The organism is Streptomyces sp. NPDC003697, assembly GCF_053587115.1.
The window spans coordinates 1-17,937 of the sequence record NZ_JBSFNN010000010.1 but is presented as its reverse complement, the minus strand read 5'-3'; the positions used below and the strand labels follow the sequence as shown (position 1 = coordinate 17,937).

General features: G+C 72.2%; 14 protein-coding genes and 1 pseudogene. 6 read left to right on the top strand and 9 right to left on the bottom strand.

What is annotated here, in order from left to right; all coding sequences use genetic code 11:
* Positions 1-187: 187 nt before the first annotated feature.
* Positions 188-1,939: a DUF4192 family protein gene (locus tag ACWDNY_RS06330; protein ID WP_451644559.1), complete on the bottom strand. Its 1,752-nt coding sequence runs from the start codon at positions 1,937-1,939 to the stop codon at positions 188-190.
* Positions 1,940-2,093: 154 nt separating this feature from the next.
* Between ACWDNY_RS06330 and ACWDNY_RS06325 the strand changes: the two genes are divergently transcribed.
* The 3 genes and pseudogenes from ACWDNY_RS06325 to ACWDNY_RS06315 form a co-directional block, all read left to right on the top strand.
* Positions 2,094-4,259 (top strand): RecQ family ATP-dependent DNA helicase, encoded by a 2,166-nt coding sequence (locus tag ACWDNY_RS06325; protein WP_451644558.1) that lies wholly within the window; start codon positions 2,094-2,096, stop codon positions 4,257-4,259.
* Positions 4,260-4,618: 359 nt separating this feature from the next.
* Positions 4,619-5,233, top strand: coding sequence for a hypothetical protein (locus ACWDNY_RS06320; protein ID WP_451644557.1), 615 nt, complete (start codon positions 4,619-4,621; stop codon positions 5,231-5,233).
* Between the two features lie 51 nt (positions 5,234-5,284).
* A pseudogene (locus ACWDNY_RS06315) lies at positions 5,285-5,494 on the top strand (cysteine hydrolase); the annotation flags it as partial.
* A 372-nt stretch (positions 5,495-5,866) separates the two neighbouring features.
* Here ACWDNY_RS06315 and ACWDNY_RS06310 read toward each other — a convergent pair.
* From ACWDNY_RS06310 to ACWDNY_RS06300, 3 genes are all read right to left on the bottom strand, one after another.
* Positions 5,867-6,493: a hypothetical protein gene (locus tag ACWDNY_RS06310; RefSeq protein ID WP_451644556.1), complete on the bottom strand. Its 627-nt coding sequence runs from the start codon at positions 6,491-6,493 to the stop codon at positions 5,867-5,869.
* Positions 6,494-6,561: 68 nt separating this feature from the next.
* Positions 6,562-7,263 carry a ribonuclease HII gene (locus ACWDNY_RS06305; RefSeq protein WP_451644555.1) on the bottom strand — a complete coding sequence of 234 codons (702 nt, stop codon included), beginning with the start codon at positions 7,261-7,263 and terminating at the stop codon, positions 6,562-6,564.
* 81 nt (positions 7,264-7,344) lie between these two features.
* Entirely contained in the window at positions 7,345-7,968 is a 624-nt protein-coding gene (locus tag ACWDNY_RS06300; RefSeq protein WP_451644554.1) for a TetR/AcrR family transcriptional regulator, read from the bottom strand.
* Positions 7,969-8,149: 181 nt separating this feature from the next.
* Between ACWDNY_RS06300 and ACWDNY_RS06295 the strand changes: the two genes are divergently transcribed.
* On the top strand, positions 8,150-9,697 hold the full coding sequence (locus ACWDNY_RS06295; protein WP_451644553.1) for an MFS transporter: 1,548 nt from the start codon (positions 8,150-8,152) through the stop codon (positions 9,695-9,697).
* Between the two features lie 23 nt (positions 9,698-9,720).
* Here the strand turns inward: ACWDNY_RS06295 and ACWDNY_RS06290 are convergent, their stop codons facing one another.
* From ACWDNY_RS06290 to ACWDNY_RS06280, 3 genes are all read right to left on the bottom strand, one after another.
* Positions 9,721-10,629, bottom strand: coding sequence for an ADP-ribosylglycohydrolase family protein (locus ACWDNY_RS06290; RefSeq protein WP_451644552.1), 909 nt, complete (start codon positions 10,627-10,629; stop codon positions 9,721-9,723).
* Between the two features lie 12 nt (positions 10,630-10,641).
* Entirely contained in the window at positions 10,642-11,301 is a 660-nt protein-coding gene (locus tag ACWDNY_RS06285) for a histidine phosphatase family protein (protein WP_451644551.1), read from the bottom strand.
* A 130-nt stretch (positions 11,302-11,431) separates the two neighbouring features.
* Entirely contained in the window at positions 11,432-12,037 is a 606-nt protein-coding gene (locus ACWDNY_RS06280) for a YdbC family protein (protein WP_451644550.1), read from the bottom strand.
* 156 nt (positions 12,038-12,193) lie between these two features.
* Here ACWDNY_RS06280 and ACWDNY_RS06275 point away from each other — a divergent pair, with 156 nt between their 5' ends.
* On the top strand, positions 12,194-12,727 hold the full coding sequence (locus ACWDNY_RS06275; protein WP_451644549.1) for a TerD family protein: 534 nt from the start codon (positions 12,194-12,196) through the stop codon (positions 12,725-12,727).
* 61 nt (positions 12,728-12,788) lie between these two features.
* Here the strand turns inward: ACWDNY_RS06275 and ACWDNY_RS06270 are convergent, their stop codons facing one another.
* Together ACWDNY_RS06270 and nrdR are read right to left on the bottom strand one after the other, a co-directional pair.
* Entirely contained in the window at positions 12,789-15,677 is a 2,889-nt protein-coding gene (locus ACWDNY_RS06270; RefSeq protein WP_451644548.1) for a vitamin B12-dependent ribonucleotide reductase, read from the bottom strand.
* A gap of 161 nt (positions 15,678-15,838) precedes the next feature.
* Positions 15,839-16,390: a transcriptional regulator NrdR gene (nrdR, locus tag ACWDNY_RS06265; protein ID WP_451644547.1), complete on the bottom strand. Its 552-nt coding sequence runs from the start codon at positions 16,388-16,390 to the stop codon at positions 15,839-15,841.
* 598 nt (positions 16,391-16,988) lie between these two features.
* Between nrdR and lexA the strand changes: the two genes are divergently transcribed.
* The gene (gene lexA / locus ACWDNY_RS06260; RefSeq protein ID WP_210589133.1) at positions 16,989-17,768 is read left to right on the top strand and encodes a transcriptional repressor LexA; all 780 of its coding nucleotides are present in this window, start codon (positions 16,989-16,991) and stop codon (positions 17,766-17,768) included.
* Positions 17,769-17,937 lie beyond the last annotated feature (169 nt).

Here is a 17,937-nt window from a genome sequence, read left to right as displayed (position 1 = left end):
AGCCCCCCGACCGGGGACCCGGGGCAGGGGTCGGTGACCAGCCGGCGGACCGGGCGGCACACGGGTGGTCGGCCGCTGCCGACGGCGACGGCCGTCTTCCGCGTTCACGGCAGATCCGCGTATCCGGCAGCCGTGCGCACAGGTCGCCCGGGGGCCGTGCGCCGGCTCCACGCGCCTCGCGTGCCTCTCATGAGGACGTGCCCCTGGCACCTTCGGCGGCGTCGTCGCCGGTGTCCGCCTGTGGCCGGACGGCGCCCCGGCGGCGCACTCCGTCCTCTGCCAGGGCGCGTGGGTGGGTGCGTCCGGCCCGGGCGCCGGCCGGGTGGGCGCCGTCGGACCGTGCGGTGGACGGGCGCGGACCGTCCTGGCAGGGAAGACCCGGACCTGACCGGTTCACCCGTGTGCGACGCCGATGGCGGGACACCGATGCCGGTCCCGACACCGGAGCCGTGCCGGGGCGGGCGATCGTGTCCCGTCGCCCGCCGCCCTTGGCACTGCCGTCCTCCCGGGCTGTGGCGCCGCGGGCCGTCCAGCCGGCGGGTTCTCCGTCTGCCGGGGTGCCGGGTCGCGCGTCGGCAGGCAGACCGGGCCCTCCGTTCGCCGGGGTACCGCCGTCTCCGCTCACCGAATCGCCGCCCCCGCGCACCGGGACACCGGCCCCTTCGCGCACCGGGACACCGCCCTGTCCGGACCCCGGGCCGTCGGCGCCCGCGCTGCCATCGGCTTCCCCTCCGGCCGCCGGCCGTGTTCGTTCCTTGCGCTCGGCGCGCAGGCAGCGACGGACGGACTCCGGGTCCAGACCTTCGTTGCAGGCCTGGTGCAGGAGGCGTGCGAACAGGTAGTGGGGGTCCGCGCCCAGCGCCATCGCCAGGGCCTCCCGGGCCTCGATGCCGTCGCCGGCCGACCAGGCCACCCAGCCCGCCAGTGTCAGCGGTGCCGCCGCGTGCTCGCCGTACGGGCCGACGCAGCGGCGGGCCAGGGCTCGCCAGAGACGGAGGGCGGGACCCGCCTCGTCGCCCTCCATCCACTCGGCCGCGCGGTCGCGGGTCGTGCGGTCCTGCAGGCCGAGGATGAGCGCCGCGGCCTCCTCGTGGGAGAGCAGGGCGTCGTCGCGCAGGTCGGCCGGGGCGATGCCGGTGACCCCGGGCGCTTCGGCGAATCGCCGCATGACGCGCCCGGCGAGACACAGGGTCTCCTCGGCGACCTCCGCCCGGCTCGTGTCGTCGAGGATCCTGGGCACCAGCGCCAGACCGGCGGCATCGAGGGCGATCTCCTGCTCCGCCGCCGCGAAGGTCTCACGCGGAAGCAGCCTGGCGCGCAGTTCGCTCAGGCTGCCGCGCACCTGGATACCGGCGTAGGCAGCCGCCGCGGCGAGCACGGAGGTCCCGGGCAGCCCCATCGGCAACCCGTCCTCGGGACAGCAGGCGTCCGTCGGGCAGCAGTACGACCAGAAGCGGCCGCCGGAGATGCACAGCGCCTCGATCACCGGGACGTCGAGGCGTCCGCACTCGATGCGCAGTGTGTGTGCCAGGGGTTCCAGCCGCCGCACGACCTCTCGCCCCGACTCGCCCGGCGCGGGCTCCTGGCACAGGAAGGCGACCATCTGCCCGGGCTTGGCGCCCTTGCGTTCACTGCCTGTGATCAGGCCGCGGGCGAGCTGCCGTGCCGCCGACGGCCAGTCGTCCACGCTCGTGGGGATGCCGAGCCTGGCCCGGCCGCCGAACCGCCCCCGCCCGCCCTGGTCGTGCAGGGCCACCAGGACGACGCTGTCCTCCGGCCGGTATCCGAGCAGGTACGGCAGGGCGTCCGCGAGCTCTGCCGGGGTGCGGAGCGTGACCTGGTGTTCCGGGCCGTGTCCGTCGTACGTGCAGCACTCTTCCGCGATGTCGCCGTTTCCGGCGGTTTCGGATGGTCCAGTCGTTTCGCCGTGATTCGTCATGACCCGACGATCTCGCGAAACATCGGACTCCGCTTTGCCCTGTGGACAACTTCGACCAGGGACACGTCAAGACCGTAGCCGGCGGCCCGACGCCGCGTGGGCCGTCCGCAGGCCGAGGTCCCGTTTGTCGGCGCCGTCCTGTTGTATGGAACGCATGGAGCACACGAGCAACGCGGATCTCCGAGCGGCGGCCGACGCGGTCCTCGCCCGGCTCGTCGGCGACGACACCGGCACCGCCCGGCTGCGCGAGGACCAGTGGCGGGCGATCGAGGCACTGGTCGCCGAGCGCCGCCGTGCCCTCGTCGTCCAGCGCACGGGCTGGGGCAAGTCCGCGGTCTACTTCGTGGCGACCTCGCTGCTGCGCGCCCGGGGCAGCGGCCCCACGGTGATCGTCTCCCCGCTGCTCGCGCTGATGCGCAACCAGGTGGAGGCCGCGTCCCGCGCCGGCATCCACGCCCGGACCATCAACTCGGCGAACACCGAGGAGTGGGACACCGTCCAGGGCGAGATCGCCGCCGGCGAGGTCGACGTCCTGCTGGTCAGCCCGGAGCGGCTCAACAACCCCGACTTCCGCGACCAGGTCCTGCCCAAGCTCGCGGCCGCGACCGGCCTCCTCGTCGTGGACGAGGCCCACTGCATCTCCGACTGGGGCCACGACTTCCGCCCGGACTACCGCCGGCTGCGCACGATGCTCACCGAGCTGCCCCCCGGCGTCCCCGTACTGGCGACGACCGCCACCGCCAACGCGCGTGTGACCGCCGACGTCGCCGAGCAGTTGGGCACCGGCGGCACCTCGGACGCCCTGGTGCTGCGTGGCCCGCTGGACCGGGAGAGCCTGAGCCTGAACGTGCTGCGGCTGCCGGACGCCGCGCACCGGATGGCATGGCTGGCCGACCACCTCGACGACCTTCCGGGGTCGGGGATCATCTACACGCTCACCGTGGCCGCGGCCGAGGAGGTGACGGCCTTCCTTCGGCAGCGCGGGCACCCCGTCGCGTCCTACACGGGCAAGACGGAGAACGCCGAGCGGCAGCAGGCCGAAGAGGACCTGCTCGGGAACAGGGTGAAGGCGCTGGTGGCGACCTCGGCACTGGGCATGGGCTTCGACAAGCCCGACCTCGGCTTCGTCGTGCACCTCGGTTCGCCGTCGTCCCCCATCGCCTACTACCAGCAGGTGGGCCGCGCGGGCCGCGGTGTCGAGCACGCCGAGGTGCTGCTCCTGCCGGGGAAGGAGGACGAGGCGATCTGGGAGTACTTCGCCTCGCTGGCCTTCCCCTCCGAGGAGGTGGTGCGCCGCACACTGGACGTGCTGGCCCGCGCGGACAGACCGCTGTCGCTGCCCGCCCTGGAGCCCCTGGTCGAACTGCGCCGCTCCCGTCTGGAGGCCATGCTCAAGGTCCTCGACGTGGACGGGGCGGTCATGCGGGTCAAGGGCGGCTGGGTGGCGACCGGCCGGCCGTGGACGTACGACGCGGAGCGGTACGCCTGGGTCGCGCGGCAGCGCAGGACCGAGCAGCAGGCGATGCGCGAGTACGCGGCGACGGCGGACTGCCGGATGGAGTTCCTGCAGCGCCGGCTCGACGACGAGAGCGCCAAGCCGTGCGGCCGGTGCGACAACTGCGCGGGCGCCCGCTTCACCGCCGACCTGTCGACGGCCGCGCTGGACGCCGCGCGCGTGGATCTCGGGCGAGCCGGTGTCGAGGTGGAGCCCCGCCGGATGTGGCCGACCGGCCTCCCGGCGATCGGCGTCGACCTCAAGGGGCGTATCCCGGCCGCCGAACAGGCCGCGCCGGGACGCGCGCTGGGCCGTCTGTCGGACATCGGCTGGGGCAACCGGCTGCGGCCGATGCTCACGCCCGACGCGCCCGACGGCCCCGTTCCGGAGGACGTGGCGAGGGCCGTGGTCGGCGTGCTGGCCGACTGGGCGAAGGGACCCGGCGGCTGGGCCACGGGCGCGGGGGACGCACCGCCGCGCCCGGTCGGCGTCGTCACCGTCGCCTCGCGGACCCGGCCCCACCTGGTCCACTCCCTGGGGGCGCATGTCGCCGAGGTCGGGCGGCTGCCGCTCCTCGGCAGCGTGGAGTACGCGGGCGACGGGCCCCACCTGCCCCGCAGCAACAGCGCCCAGCGCCTGAAGTCCCTCCACGGGGCACTGACGGTGCCGGCCGATCTCGCCGCCGCGCTCGACGGCATCCCGGGGCCGGTGTTCCTCGTCGACGACTGGACCGAGACCGGCTGGACCCTCGCGGTCGCCGCGCGCCTGCTCAGGAGGTCGGGAGCGCAGGACGTGCTGCCACTGGTCCTGGCCGTGCGGGGATGAGCGGAGCGGTCCCTCACGGCCCCGCTCCGCCGCGCCGTGAGGGAGGAGAGCGCGGGCGTGCCTCTTCCCTGCCCGCCGCGCGGGGCGGGCCCCCCGGACCGGGCTTCCGGGACGAGCGGGAGGTACCGGACTGGACCCGGCAGGCATCGCACCGAAGGTCCCTGGGTAGGGATATAAGCCACGGGTCAGCCGAAAAGACCCGGCGGCCCCAATTGCTCGTTGCCGCATCCCAGTTCGACAGGAAGAATTGAAGTCCGCTCCCCGCACGGCCCGGCCGTGTCCGGTAGGGCTCTGCTGCGGTGCGCGGTCCCCGAGTCCGACCCCGCCCGCAGTGTGGGCGCGTAGCCGAAGGGAGGAACGTGACCTTCGGATTCGCTCCGTCCTCGGCGGCGTCGTTGTCGACGTCCGCCGCCTCCGCCCATCGTGTGCTCGAACCCGCGGAGTGGGCCGCCGCGGGCATCCCTCTGCTGCGTGACCCACGGGACGTGGTCAGCGGACTGCACGCCCGGCACCACCCGAAGCCGGGGACCGCCGTCATCGCGGTGCTCGACCCGGACGAACGGCTGCGGGCGAGTGCCTCGTTCGTCCCGCGTCCGGCTCCCGCCGACGGCTGGATGTTCCGCAACGTCCTGCTCGCCCAGTTGCGCCGGGTCATCCCGCACGACCTGCGGCGCCGCACTCCGGTGCGCACCGCCGTACTCCTCCACTGCCGCGAGGGCGACGCCCGTTGGACGGAGGAGGACGGCGCGTGGATGTGGGGCCTGCGTGACGCCTGCACCCTGCACGGGCTGCGTTGCGGGGCGTACGTCACGCTCACCCGGGACGGCTGGCAGGTCCTCGGCGAGGGACGCGGGGGCCGCCGCCCGAACGCCGGCTCTCCGCCGGAGCCGCTCGGCAGCGCCGGGACGCCGCCCCCGCCGCCGCGCACCGGAGGCGCGCCGTCCGAGGTCCTGCGCCGCGCGGCGGCCCGCTGAGGGACGGGGACCTCGGCCAGGAGGAGTCAGCGCGGTCCGGACTACTGCTGTGGCACCACGGCCCGGCCGGCATACGAACGCGGCTACAAGGTGGTGTTCGGCTCCGACGTCACAGCCACGGACGGCGAGTCACGGCAGGAGCCCGAACTCGCCGTTCTGCGCAAGGGCTTCGCACGGGTGCTGACCGCCGAAGAGATCACCGGCCGACTGAGCGCAGCCACCCCGGCGTCACAGGGCGAGCAGAGAACGAACGTCGCCTGATCCCCGGCACCGGTCGGCGCCGACGGGGAGGGAGAGGCCGACACACGGTCGCCCTGGAACGCTTGGGGCGGTCCGGAGACACGGCCGGCACAGCACTGCCCGCCGGCCCGGCGGCCGGCCGGCGGCGGGCGGGGTATCAGCCCGGCAGGGGCTCGGCGGAACCGGACGTACCGCGCCACCGCCGCCCGGGCCTCGCCGGAACCGGGCGGCCACCACGCCCGCCGGCCCGGCGACCCCAGCGGGCCCGGTGACCCCAACAGCCCCGGACGACCCCGGCGGTCCTCACGTCTCCGGCAACCCCGGCGGCCTCAGCAGCCCGAACAACCCTGGCAACGGGACGTAGGACGGCTGCCCGCGCGACGTGGACGCAGCTCAGACGCCGGCACCCAGGACCGCGTTGATCTGCTGCGGGTCGCCGCAGACGATCAGCAGGGCACCGGCCCGGGTGTGCGCCAGGGGCAGGGCCGTGGCGGCCGTCTCAGGACCGCCGTTGGCGGCGACCACGACGACGGGACGGGACGCGGCGCGGGAGGCGATGGCGGCTTCCGTGTAGAAGACGTCGTCCCCCGCGTCGTGCTGCGCCCAGTAGGACGCCTCACCGAAGGACAGCTCGTGGGCGGCCCACGGATGCGGCTCACCGGTGGTGATCACCAGGATGTCGCCGGGGGCGCGACCCGACTCAAGGAGCAGGTCGACCGCTTCCTCGGCGGCGTCCAGGGCGCCGTCGGCCGGGGCGGGGATCAGCTGGATCTGCGGGGCCGCCGACGCCGCCGGGGCGGCGGGCTTCGACGGTCCGGGCCTGGCCGTCGCTCCGTCCCGCGACGCACGTTGCACCGGCGGCGCGGGGCGCAGGGGCCCGGGACGGCCGGGGCGCGGCGGAGCCGCGGGGCGGGGACCGGGTACGGGGCGGGGGGTCGGCGCGGTGCGGCCGGTGGCCGGAGTGGCGCGGGGACCCTGGGCACTCTCGTGAATCTGAGGCTCCTCGGGAAGGAGAGGCATGGGCTGATGTCTATCAAACGTTGGTGCGGCCCGCGTGAGCGGGTGGCACATCGGAACGGGCGGAACCGTCAGAAGTCGAAGCCGAGCTGACCCTCGATCTCCGGAACGGTTCCCTCCGCCCAGCTGCGGACCTTCTTGAGGTGCCGCCACCGGGGCAGCGCATCAAGATACGCCCACGACAGCCGGTGGTACGGGGTGGGTCCCCGCTCCTCCAGCGCCGCCCTGTGCACGGGCGACGGATAGCCGGCGTTGGCCGCGAAGGCGAAGTCCAGGTGGTCTGCACCCAGTTCGGCCATCATGGCGTCGCGGTACACCTTGGCGATGACCGAGGCAGCCGCGACGGCCACGCACGACTGGTCGCCCTTGACGACCGTGCGCACCTTCCAGGGCGTGCCGAGGTAGTCGTGCTTGCCGTCGAGGATGACCGCGTCGGGGCGCACGGGCAGGGCCTGCAGGGCTCGCACCGCCGCCAGCCGCAGCGCGGCCGTCATGCCCAGGTCGTCGATCTCCTGCGAGGAGGCGTGCCCGAGGGCGTAGGCCGTCACCCACGTCCGCAGCACCTCGGCGAGCTCGGTGCGCCGTTTCACGGTGAGCAGCTTGGAGTCGGTGAGGCCGACGGGCGGCCGGCGCAGTCCGGTGACGGCGGCGCAGACGGTGACGGGGCCGGCCCACGCGCCGCGCCCCACCTCGTCGACACCGGCAATGACCTTCGCTCCGGTCGTGGCCCGCAGGGAGCGCTCGACGGTGTGGGTAGGGGGTTCGTACGGCATGGCGTCCTTAGCGTACGCCGCCCCGATCCGGCCGCGACACCCCGGCCTCCCGTGCTCTCCGGCGACGGTGCGCGCATGCCGTCAGGGGCCGGCCGGCCGCAGCAGCGGAAGCATCAGCCGGTCGATCAGCTCCTCCAGTTCCGGGTCACTCCATTCGCTGCCGCACATTTTGGATCGGTACATCATCATGGCCGGGATGGCGTCGAGGACATACCCGTCGACCGCATCAAGGCGGACCTCTCCCCGTGCGATTCCACGGGTGATGACGTCCCGGAGCAGCATGACGGTCGGCTGGACCACTCCTTCGACGATCACGCCGTGGAAGCGTTCGACCTGCATGGGATCGCACTCGTGAATGACAGCGCGAAGGGCGAAGCCGGGCAGCGAGAACATGGCGTCGCGGGCCCGGCGGCACAGCGCGAGGAGGTCGTCGCGCACGCTTCCCAGGTCCGGCGGCTCGTCGAGACGGGGCAGGCCGGCCTGCAGGGCGTCCGCGACGAGGTCCTCCTTGGAGGGCCAGCGGCGGTAGACGGCGGCCTTGCCGGTCTGCGCGACGGCGGCCACCCCCTCCATGGTCAGGCCCTTCCAGCCGACGGTGCCGAGCTGCTCCAGCGCGGCCTCGAGAATCGCGCGTTCGAGCACGGCGCCACGTCGGCGTGGGGCGGCCGTCCGGGCGGGGACTGCCGTCCGGCGCGAGGTAACCATCTGTGTCTTCTCCAGCGGGCGAGAGCGGCTGTTTGCGGGGGCGGGCGGCGAGGCGGCGGCAAGGGGGGACGCGCCGCGGGACGCCGCCGAAGTGAACGCTTGCGTTCACTAGTCGGGACTCACTACGGTTGACGCAACAGTGAACGGAGCCGTTCACTAACACCGTTGTGGGGGACCTGCCTTGACCACCTCTCAGTTGGTTCCACGTCAGAAGCCGGAAGCGGCACGCCGGGAGGGGCATCCCGGCGTCGCGCTCGCCGTCATCGCGGCCTGCCAGCTCATGGTCGTACTGGACGCGACGATTGTGAACATCGCACTGCCGCACATACAAGAAGCACTCAAGTTCAGCACCACCGACCTCACCTGGGTCGTCAGCGCCTACACGCTCACCTTCGGCGGCCTGCTGCTCCTCGGCGCGCGCGCCGGCGACGTCCTGGGCCGCCGGCGGGTCTTCATGACCGGCATCCTGCTGTTCACCTTCGCCTCGCTGCTGGGCGGACTGGCCCAGGAGCCCTGGCAGTTGCTTGCCGCACGCGCCCTGCAGGGCATGGGCGGCGCCATCGCGTCGCCCACCGCGCTGGCGCTCGTCACCACCACGTTCCCCGAGGGGCCCGAGCGCAACCGGGCCTTCGGCGTCTTCGCCGCGGTCTCGGCGGGCGGCGGTGCGATCGGGCTGCTCGCGGGCGGCATGCTCACACAGTGGCTCGACTGGCGCTGGGTGCTCTTCGTCAACGTGCCGATCGGCGTCCTGATCGCCGTGATCACGCCGCTGTACATCAACGAGTCCGAACGGCACCCGGGACGCTTCGACCTCGCGGGGGCGCTGACCTCCACGGTGGGCATGGCGGCCCTGGTGTACGGCTTCATCCGCGCCGCGGAGCAGGGCTGGCGGGACGCCCTGACGCTCGGCTCCTTCGCGGCGGCCGCGGTCCTGCTGGTGGCGTTCGTCCTCACCGAACGGCGCGCCAGGGAGCCCATCACCCCGCTGCGGATGTTCGCCGACCGCAACCGCTCCGGCACGTACGTCATCATGCTCAGCCTGGCCGCGGCGATGTTCGGGATGTTCTTCTACATCGTGCTCTTCGTGCAGAACGTGCTGGGCTACAGCCCGATCGGGGCGGGGCTGGCCTTCCTGCCGGTGACCGCTGCCATCGCTGTGGGGGCGGGCCTGTCGCAGCGGCTCCTGCCAGTGCTCGGTCCCCGTCCGTTCATGCTCGCCGGCTCGACGCTCGTGGTGATCGGACTCGCCTGGCAGACGTTCGTCAACCCCGGCAGCTCCTACCTCGGCGGTGTGCTCGGGCCGATGCTGGTGTTCGGCCTCGGCATGGGGCTGAACTTCGTGACGGCGACCGTCACCGCCGTCTCGGGTGTGGCCCCGCACGAGGCCGGTGCCGCCTCCGGCCTGCTGAACGCCATGCAGCAGGTCGGCGGTTCGCTGGGCCTGTCGATCCTCACCACGGTGTTCGGCACGGCCACCAGGGAGGCGGCCGGGAAGCAGCTGCCGCAGTTCCTCGCGGCGGGTTCCGCGGAGCAGAAGGCGGAGTTCGCCCGGACCCACCAGCTGCCCGCGCCCTGGGGGAACGAGGTGCTCTCCGAGGGCATCTCCACCGCGTTCGTCCCGGCCGCGGCGATGGCCGTCCTGGCGCTGCTGACCGCCGCCTTCGTGATCCGGGTCCGCAGGAGCGACCTGGAGGCCCTGGCCGGCACGGCGGGCCCGGGCATCGGCTGATCCCGCCCGGACCGTGCGACGCCTCACAGGGACGCCGGCACCCACTGCGGCAGCGGCTCCGCGCGCCGCACCCACTCCTCGGGCGGAGCCCCCGCCCCGGACGAGGCGATCACCCCGCCCACGATGGCGCAGGTGGTGTCCACGTCGCCGCCGGCCTTGGCGGTCGTCCAGAACGCGTCCTCGTAGTCCCCGCGGGCGCGCGCGGCCGACCACAGTGCGAAGGGCACCGTGTCGTGGGCCGAGGTGCGCCGTCCGCAGCCCAGGACGGCGGCGACGGTGGCCACGTCCGCATAGTCGAGCAGGTCGCGGGCGCGCCGCAGACCGGCACCGACGGCGCTCCCGGCCGGCACGAGGGCGATGACGCCGTCGAGCAGCGCGCCGGCGTCGGGTGGGCCGTCGGGGGACGCGGTCAGCGCGGCGGCCGCCGCGACGGCCATGGCCCCGACGACCGCCTCCCGGTGCTGGTGCGTGGGGTAGGCCGAGATCTCGGCCTGGTGGGTGGCCTGCTCCGGGTCGTCCGCGTACCAGGCGCCGAGCGGGGCGATCCGCGTCGCGGCTCCGCTGCCCCACGACCCGAGGCCCTTGAACAGGGCGGGCGCCAGGACCCTCCAGTCGCCTCCGCCGCGGAGCCGCTCCAGCAGCCCGGCCGTCCCCGCGCCGTAGCCCCGGTCGGCGCCGTGGTGCTCGGCGAGGGAGCGGGCCAGGGCATCCTGGTCGACGCGGCGGTGGGCGGCCAGGACGGCGACCACGGAACACGCCATCTCGGTGTCGTCCGTCCACCGCCAGGGGCCGGGCGGCAGGGCCCGGCTCCGGAGCAGCGGGTGGTGCGCCGACAGGAGGAACCGCGAGCCCAGCGCGTCTGCCACCGCCAGTCCGCGCAGGCCGGCCAGGGCGCGTTCCAGGCGCCCGGCGGGAGAGGAGTCAGCGGTCATCGCCCTGTCACTTTATCCGCTGAGCCCGTACGGCTCCGGATCCCGCCACCGGTCGAACGGCCGGTCGAGCGTGTACCTGCCGTCGTCCCCGAGGACGAGGGTCCGCATCTCGCCGTTGCCCGGGTTGGACAGGGACTCGAAGTCCGCGACCGTCCAGTGGAACCAGCGCATGCAGAACAGCCGCATCGCCAGGCCGTGCGTCACGAGCAGCACGTTGGGCGGATGGTCGGGAGCTTCGAAACTGCGGAAGAGGCTCTCCAGGAAGCCGCCCACCCGGTCGTACACGTCGGCGCCGGACTCGCCCTGGGCGAAGCGGTAGAAGAAGTGCCCGTAGGCGTCCCGGTACGCCTTCTGCAGACGCACGTCGTCGCGATCCTGCCAGTTCCCCCAGTCCTGCTCGCGCAGCCGGGGCTCCTCCCGCACCCGTATCAGGTCGGGGTCGAGGTGGAAGGCGCGCAAGGTCTCATGGGTGCGGCGGTAGGGCGACACATAGACGCTCACGCGCTCCCGCCCGAACACCTCCCGCAGGGTCTTGCCCGTCTCCTCGGCCTGCTGCCAGCCGCGCTCGGTCAGCCCCAGCGCGTGGTCGGGTTCGCGTTCGTACACGGAGTCATCAACATTGCCCGTTGACTCGCCGTGCCGGACGAGGACGATGCGCCGTGGTCGTGCCATGCCGAAACACTAGATCGGGTGACGGCCGATCGAAGACTCGAAACCGCCCCGTACGGCGTATGTCACACCCGTCGTCGACCGTGCGCCACGCTGTGTACACGACCGCCTCCCGGAAACCCGTGCCCAGCGGTCAGACCGTCCAGCTCGGTTCCAGCTCGACGATGTCGCCCGTCAGGGCCTCGACGTCGGCCTCCGTCTGGGCCCGCAACGCGAGCCGCTCGACGCGCTCGGCGCGGTACTTGCCATGCTCGGCGGACGACTTCCACATGGACAGCACCAGGAACTCGTTGCCCGCCGCCTCGCCGAACAGACCGCGTACCATGCCGGGCGACCCGGCCATCGCCGGGTTCCACACCTTCTCCTGCATCAGCGTGAAGTGCTCGGCGCGCTCCTCGCGCACCCGGCACAGGGCCACCCGCAGCAGGTCGGCGTCCGTGAAGCGCGGCTCGAAGCCCGTCTTCACGTCGAAGCGGTGGTCGAAGAGCCTGACCCGCGCGTCCTTGAACGTGCCGGCCTGGGCCGCCGCCAGCCGGTCGTGGGAGCGGGCCATGAAGGAGTCGTAGAAGGCACGGCTCTCCCAGAAGGCGACGACGTGCGCCACCCCCGGGCGCACCCGGCTCCATCCACCGCCCTGTCCCCGGAAACCCGGCTCCCCCGGCAGCCCCGCCCACTTCCGCTGCCCGCGCTCGAAACCGCGGCGGTCCACCACGGTGCAGCGAATCCACTTGACCAGCACCGCGCCATGGTAAGGCCAGGGAGCGCGACGTCGGCACGCTCGCGGGGACAGCACCCGCGCAAGCGCCCCCGCGCACGTGGCACGATGGACAACGAGCCCCTGTTGCCGGGAAGTTGGGGCAGGGGGAGGCACAGAACCGGCGAGAAGGGGGAGTTCGTGAGCGGGCTCAGCAAGGGAATCCGCAAGGCCGAGGTCGCGCTGAGGTGGGATCCGAGTCCGTCGGGGCAGCCGCCGACCGACCTGGACCTGGTGGCCGCGACCTACACGGCGGACGGTGTCCACGGGGCGCCCGCCTACGTGGTGCACTTCGACAGCCGCTCACCCGACGGCACGATCTACCTCAACCGGGACAGCACGGACGGCAAGGGCTTCGGCTGGGACGAGGTGATGACGCTGGAGCTGGACCGGCTCGACGGCCGGTACGTCCGCGTGCTGGTCGGCGCCGTCATCCAGCAGCGGGGCGGACACCGTACCTTCGTCAACGTCCTGAACCCGGGGCTGCGCGTCCGCGAGGGCTACTCCGTGCTGGCCGAGGACGACTTCGGCGACATCCTCGGCGCGACCGCGGCGACCGTCGCGGAGTTCGTGCGGGAGGACGACGGCAGCTGGGCCTACCGGCCCGGCCTGAAGGGCTTCGAGGACGATCCGGCCGATTTCCCGCGCACCATGGGCAGCGTGCGCCCGTCCTGACGCGCACGGGGAAGGGGCACCGGCTCGCGCCGGCGCCCCTTCTCACCGCTCAGCGGTCGGATCAGCTGCAACCGCTGGTCGAGCCGCAGCCCTCGCAGATGTAGCAGGAACCGGCCCGCTGCATCTTCGTGCCGCAGGAGAAGCACAGCGGGGCGTCGGCCTGGATGCCCAGCTGCATCTCCACCAGTTCGGCGCTGGTGTGCGCCTGCTTCGGGGCGGGCCTGGCCGCCTCGGCGTCGGCCTTCGGCGTAGCGACGGCCTTGAGATCGGTCTGGCGCGGCGCCGACTGGGCCAGGCCCTCGACGTCCACGTCGTCCTCGTCGATGGACGGCTCGTACGAACCGGTCTCCAGGTGGCGCTGGCGCTCCTCGGCGGAGTGGATGCCGAGGGCGGAGCGCGTCTCGAACGGCAGGAAGTCCAGCGCCAGGCGGCGGAAGATGTAGTCGACGATCGACTGCGCCATCCGCACGTCCGGGTCGTCCGTCATGCCGGCCGGCTCGAAGCGCATGTTGGTGAACTTCGAGACGTACGTCTCCAGCGGCACGCCGTACTGCAGGCCCACCGAGACGGCGATCGAGAAGGCGTCCATCATGCCCGCGAGGGTCGAGCCCTGCTTGGACATCTTCAGGAAGACCTCACCGAGACCGTCGTCCGGGTAGGAGTTGGCGGTCATGTAGCCCTCGGCGCCGCCGACGGTGAAGGAGGTGGTGATGCCGGGCCGGCCCTTCGGCAGACGCTTGCGGACGGGGCGGTACTCGACCACCTTCTCGACCGCGGCCTGCGGCTCCTGGACGGTCTCGGCCTTCTCCTCCTTCTTCTTGGCGGAGAGGGGCTGGCCGACCTTGCAGTTGTCGCGGTAGATCGCGAGCGCCTTGACGCCCAGCTTCCACGCCTCGAAGTAGATCTCCTCGACCTCCTCGACGGTCGCCGTCTCCGGCATGTTGACCGTCTTGGAGATGGCGCCGGAGATCCAGGGCTGGATCGCGGCCATCATGCGGACGTGGCCCATCGGGGAGATGGCACGCTCGCCCATGGCGCAGTCGAACACCTCGTAGTGCTCGTGCTTGAGGCCGGGGGCGTCGATCACGTTGCCGTGCTCGGCGATGTGGGCGACGATCGCCTCGATCTGCTCCTCCTGGTAGCCCAGGCGGCGCAGGGCCTGCGGGACGGTGCCGTTGACGATCTGCATCGAGCCGCCGCCGACCAGCTTCTTGAACTTCACCAGCGCGAGGTCCGGCTCGACACCCGTGGTGTCGCAGGACATGGCGAGGCCGATGGTGCCGGTCGGCGCGAGGACGGACGCCTGGGAGTTGCGGAATCCGTTCTTCTCACCGAGGCGCAGCACGTCCTGCCAGGCCTCCGTGGCGGCGGCCCAGACCGGGGTGTCCAGGTCGTCCATGCGCACGGCGGTGGTGTTGGCGTCGGCGTGCTGCTTCATCACGCGCAGGTGTGGCTGGGCGTTGCGGGCGTAGCCGTCGTACGGGCCGACGACCGCGGCGAGTTCGGCGGAGCGCTTGTACGCGGTGCCGGTCATCAGGGAGGTGATGGCACCGGCCAGGGCCCGGCCGCCGTCGGAGTCGTAGGCGTGGCCGGTCGCCATCAGCAGGGCGCCGAGGTTGGCGTAGCCGATGCCGAGCTGGCGGAAGGCGCGGGTGTTCTCGCCGATCTTCTGGGTCGGGAAGTCGGCGAAGCAGATGGAGATGTCCATCGCCGTGATGACCAGCTCGACGACCTTCTGGAAGCGCTCGACGTCGAACGACTGGTTGCCCTTGCTGTCGTCCTTGAGGAACTTCATCAGGTTCAGCGAGGCGAGGTTGCAGGACGTGTTGTCCAGGTGCATGTACTCGCTGCAGGGGTTCGAGCCGTTGATGCGGCCGGACTCCGGGCAGGTGTGCCAGTGGTTGATGGTGTCGTCGTACTGGATGCCCGGGTCGGCGCAGGCCCAGGCGGCCTCGGCCATCTTGCGGAAGAGGGACTTGGCGTCGACCTCCTCGATGACCTCACCCGTCATCCGGGCGCGCAGGCCGAACTTGCCGCCCTGCTCGACCGCCTTCATGAACGTGTCGTTCACGCGGACCGAGTTGTTGGCGTTCTGGTACTGGACGGACGTGATGTCGTCGCCGCCCAGGTCCATGTCGAAGCCCGCGTCGCGCAGCGCGCGGATCTTCTCCTCCTCCTTGACCTTGGTCTCGATGAAGTCCTCCACGTCGGGGTGGTCGACGTCGAGGATGACCATCTTCGCGGCACGGCGGGTGGCACCGCCGGACTTGATGGTGCCGGCGGAGGCGTCGGCGCCGCGCATGAAGGACACCGGGCCGGAGGCGTTGCCGCCGGAGGAGAGCAGCTCCTTGGAGGAGCGGATGCGGGAGAGGTTCAGGCCGGCGCCCGAGCCGCCCTTGAAGATCATCCCCTCTTCCTTGTACCAATCGAGGATGGACTCCATGGAGTCGTCGACGGAGAGGATGAAGCAGGCGGAGACCTGCTGGGGCTGCGGGGTGCCGACGTTGAACCAGACGGGGCTGTTGAAGCTGAAGATCTGGTGCAGGAGGGCGTAGGCGAGCTCGTGCTCGAAGATCTCGGCGTCGGCGGGCGAGGCGAAGTACTTGTGGTCCTCACCGGCCTTCCGGTACGTCTTCACGATGCGGTCGATCAGCTGCCTGAGGCTGGTCTCGCGCTGCGGAGTGCCGACGGCACCCCGGAAGTACTTGCTGGTGACGATGTTGACCGCGTTCACCGACCAGAAGTCGGGGAACTCGACGCCGCGCTGCTCGAAGTTGACCGAGCCGTCGCGCCAGTTGGTCATGACGACGTCACGGCGCTCCCAGGCCACCTCGTCGTACGGGTGCACGCCGGGGGTCGTGTGGACGCGCTCGATGTGCAGCCCCTTGGTGCCCGTCCTGACGCCCTTGGCGCGGGAACCTCGTGCCGGACCGCTCGCCGTCTCTGTCATGCCGCCTCCCTGATACGGGCGAAAACGCCCTGAAGTGCCCCGTTCTTCCAGGGCACGGTGTTCTGTCTGGTGCTGCGGACGCCCTCACGTCTCCGCCCGCAACAGGTCCTGTTCCGCCGCCGCCCGGCCGGTCCGGACACAGCTCCGGGCCGGCCCGCCGATCAGTCGGCGGCACTCGCGGGCAGGGGGACCTCAGCCGTCCCCGCGGACCCGCGATCGTCTTCCTGGCTCCCCGCGCCGACGCCGCCGCCGTCGTCCGCCTCGGGGCGCGCCCCTTCCCTGAGTTCCGCGACTGCGGCCTCGAAGTCCTCGAGCGAGTCGAAGGCCCGGTAGACCGAGGCGAAGCGCAGGTAGGCGACGAGGTCGAGCTCCTGCAAGGGGCCGAGTATGGCCAGTCCCACGTCGTGGGCTGCCACCTCGGCGCTTCCGCTGGCCCGCACCGCCTCCTCGACCCGCTGGCCGAGCAGCGCGAGCGCGTCCTCCGTCACCGGCCGCCCCTGGCACGCCTTGCGCACGCCGTTGATGACCTTGGTACGGCTGAAGGGCTCGGTGACCCCGGACCGCTTGACCACCATCAGCGAGCACGTCTCCACGGTCGTGAACCGGCGGGAGCACTCGGGGCACTGGCGACGCCTGCGGATCGACGTGCCGTCGTCGGTCGTACGACTGTCGACCACGCGGCTGTCGGGGTGCCTGCAGAAGGGGCAGTGCATGGACTCCAACCCTCCTCACAGCAGACTCAATAGCCTCGTCAGGGCTCAGGAGCCCCGCGAAGCAGCCCTAAGCATAGGCGATGATCGAGGGGTCGGAGACCCGGGGGACCACAACACTTGGGCTGCTGTAGCCATCCAACCACTAGATGTGGGGATCGGCTCGCACATAGGTGTGAAGGCCCCCGTGTCGCCCACGGAGCGCGGATCAGCGCGCGCCCCGTCCGGGCACCGGCGCGCACCGTCTGCCCCCGGGGCGCCACGGGAAACACGATGCTGCACCCCCGTACCGCGCGGCGGCCCGGCGGAGATACCGTGAGCGCCCCATGAAAGATCCGTCCCACTTCCCGGGACATGGGGAGCGGGTCCCCGGCAAAGGGGGCACCGGATGGCAGACTGGGGCGGCACCCACGAGGTCGCCACCCCGGCGGTGAAGAGTACAACCATGCGCCCTTTCGCACGCCGGGCACCGCGCAGGCCATACACCAACACACGTGATCAAGTCAGACGGTCCGCCGTTTTTCACTCGAACGTGTGTTTGGCGCAACCTTTCGAAAGCATCTACCGTTGTGCAGCAGGGAGACCATCGAGAGGGGCCGACGTGACCACCACCGCAGACAGTGCCACCATCACTGCCCAGGACCGCTCCCAGGGCCGACTGGAGCCGGTGCATGCGATGAACGAAGCCACGAATCCCGAGGGGCACAAGCGCTCCCTCCCGGGCCGACCTCCAGGCATCCGGGCGGACAGCTCCGGGCTGACCGACCGGCAGCGCCGGGTGATCGAGGTCATCAGGGACTCGGTGCAGCGTCGTGGCTACCCGCCGTCGATGCGGGAGATCGGCCAGGCCGTCGGCCTCTCCAGCACCTCCTCGGTCGCGCACCAGCTGATGGCGCTCGAGCGGAAGGGCTTCCTGCGCCGTGACCCGCACCGCCCGCGAGCGTACGAGGTCCGCGGCTCCGACCAGGCCGCCTCGGTGCAGCCCACGGACACGGCGGGCAAGCCTGCCGCGTCCTACGTCCCCCTCGTGGGCCGGATCGCAGCCGGTGGCCCGATCCTCGCCGAGGAGTCGGTCGAGGACGTCTTCCCGCTCCCCCGGCAGCTGGTCGGCGACGGCGAGCTGTTCGTCCTGAAGGTCGTCGGCGACTCGATGATCGAGGCGGCGATCTGCGACGGCGACTGGGTCACGGTCCGCCGTCAGCCCGTCGCGGAGAACGGCGACATCGTGGCCGCCATGCTGGACGGCGAGGCCACCGTCAAGCGCTTCAAGCGCGAGGACGGCCACGTCTGGCTCCTCCCGCACAACTCGGCCTACGAGCCGATCCCCGGTGACGACGCGACCATCCTCGGCAAGGTGGTGGCCGTACTGCGGCGCGTCTGACCCCCAGGACCGGGCCCCGGGACCTCTGCGCCGGTTCCGGGGCCCTGCTCTGTGCCGGGCCCGGCCACGGACCCGTCCCGATCGTGGGGTGGTGGGGGGGGGGGGGGGGGGGGCCCCCCCCCCCCCCCCAAAGCACAACCACCCCCCCACACAAGCGAAAGCAAGGAGG

Bases quoted from the DNA above. Each gene is read 5' to 3' on its own strand.
- ACWDNY_RS06330 (WP_451644559.1), bottom strand. From the start codon at position 1,939: ATGACGAATCACGGCGAAACGACTGGACCATCCGAAACCGCCGGAAAC.
- ACWDNY_RS06325 (WP_451644558.1), top strand. From the start codon at position 2,094: ATGGAGCACACGAGCAACGCGGATCTCCGAGCGGCGGCCGACGCGGTC.
- ACWDNY_RS06310 (WP_451644556.1), bottom strand. From the start codon at position 6,493: ATGCCTCTCCTTCCCGAGGAGCCTCAGATTCACGAGAGTGCCCAGGGT.
- ACWDNY_RS06305 (WP_451644555.1), bottom strand. From the start codon at position 7,263: ATGCCGTACGAACCCCCTACCCACACCGTCGAGCGCTCCCTGCGGGCC.
- ACWDNY_RS06300 (WP_451644554.1), bottom strand. From the start codon at position 7,968: ATGGTTACCTCGCGCCGGACGGCAGTCCCCGCCCGGACGGCCGCCCCA.
- ACWDNY_RS06290 (WP_451644552.1), bottom strand. From the start codon at position 10,629: ATGACCGCTGACTCCTCTCCCGCCGGGCGCCTGGAACGCGCCCTGGCC.
- ACWDNY_RS06285 (WP_451644551.1), bottom strand. From the start codon at position 11,301: ATGGCACGACCACGGCGCATCGTCCTCGTCCGGCACGGCGAGTCAACG.
- ACWDNY_RS06270 (WP_451644548.1), bottom strand. From the start codon at position 15,677: ATGACAGAGACGGCGAGCGGTCCGGCACGAGGTTCCCGCGCCAAGGGC.
- nrdR (WP_451644547.1), bottom strand. From the start codon at position 16,390: ATGCACTGCCCCTTCTGCAGGCACCCCGACAGCCGCGTGGTCGACAGT.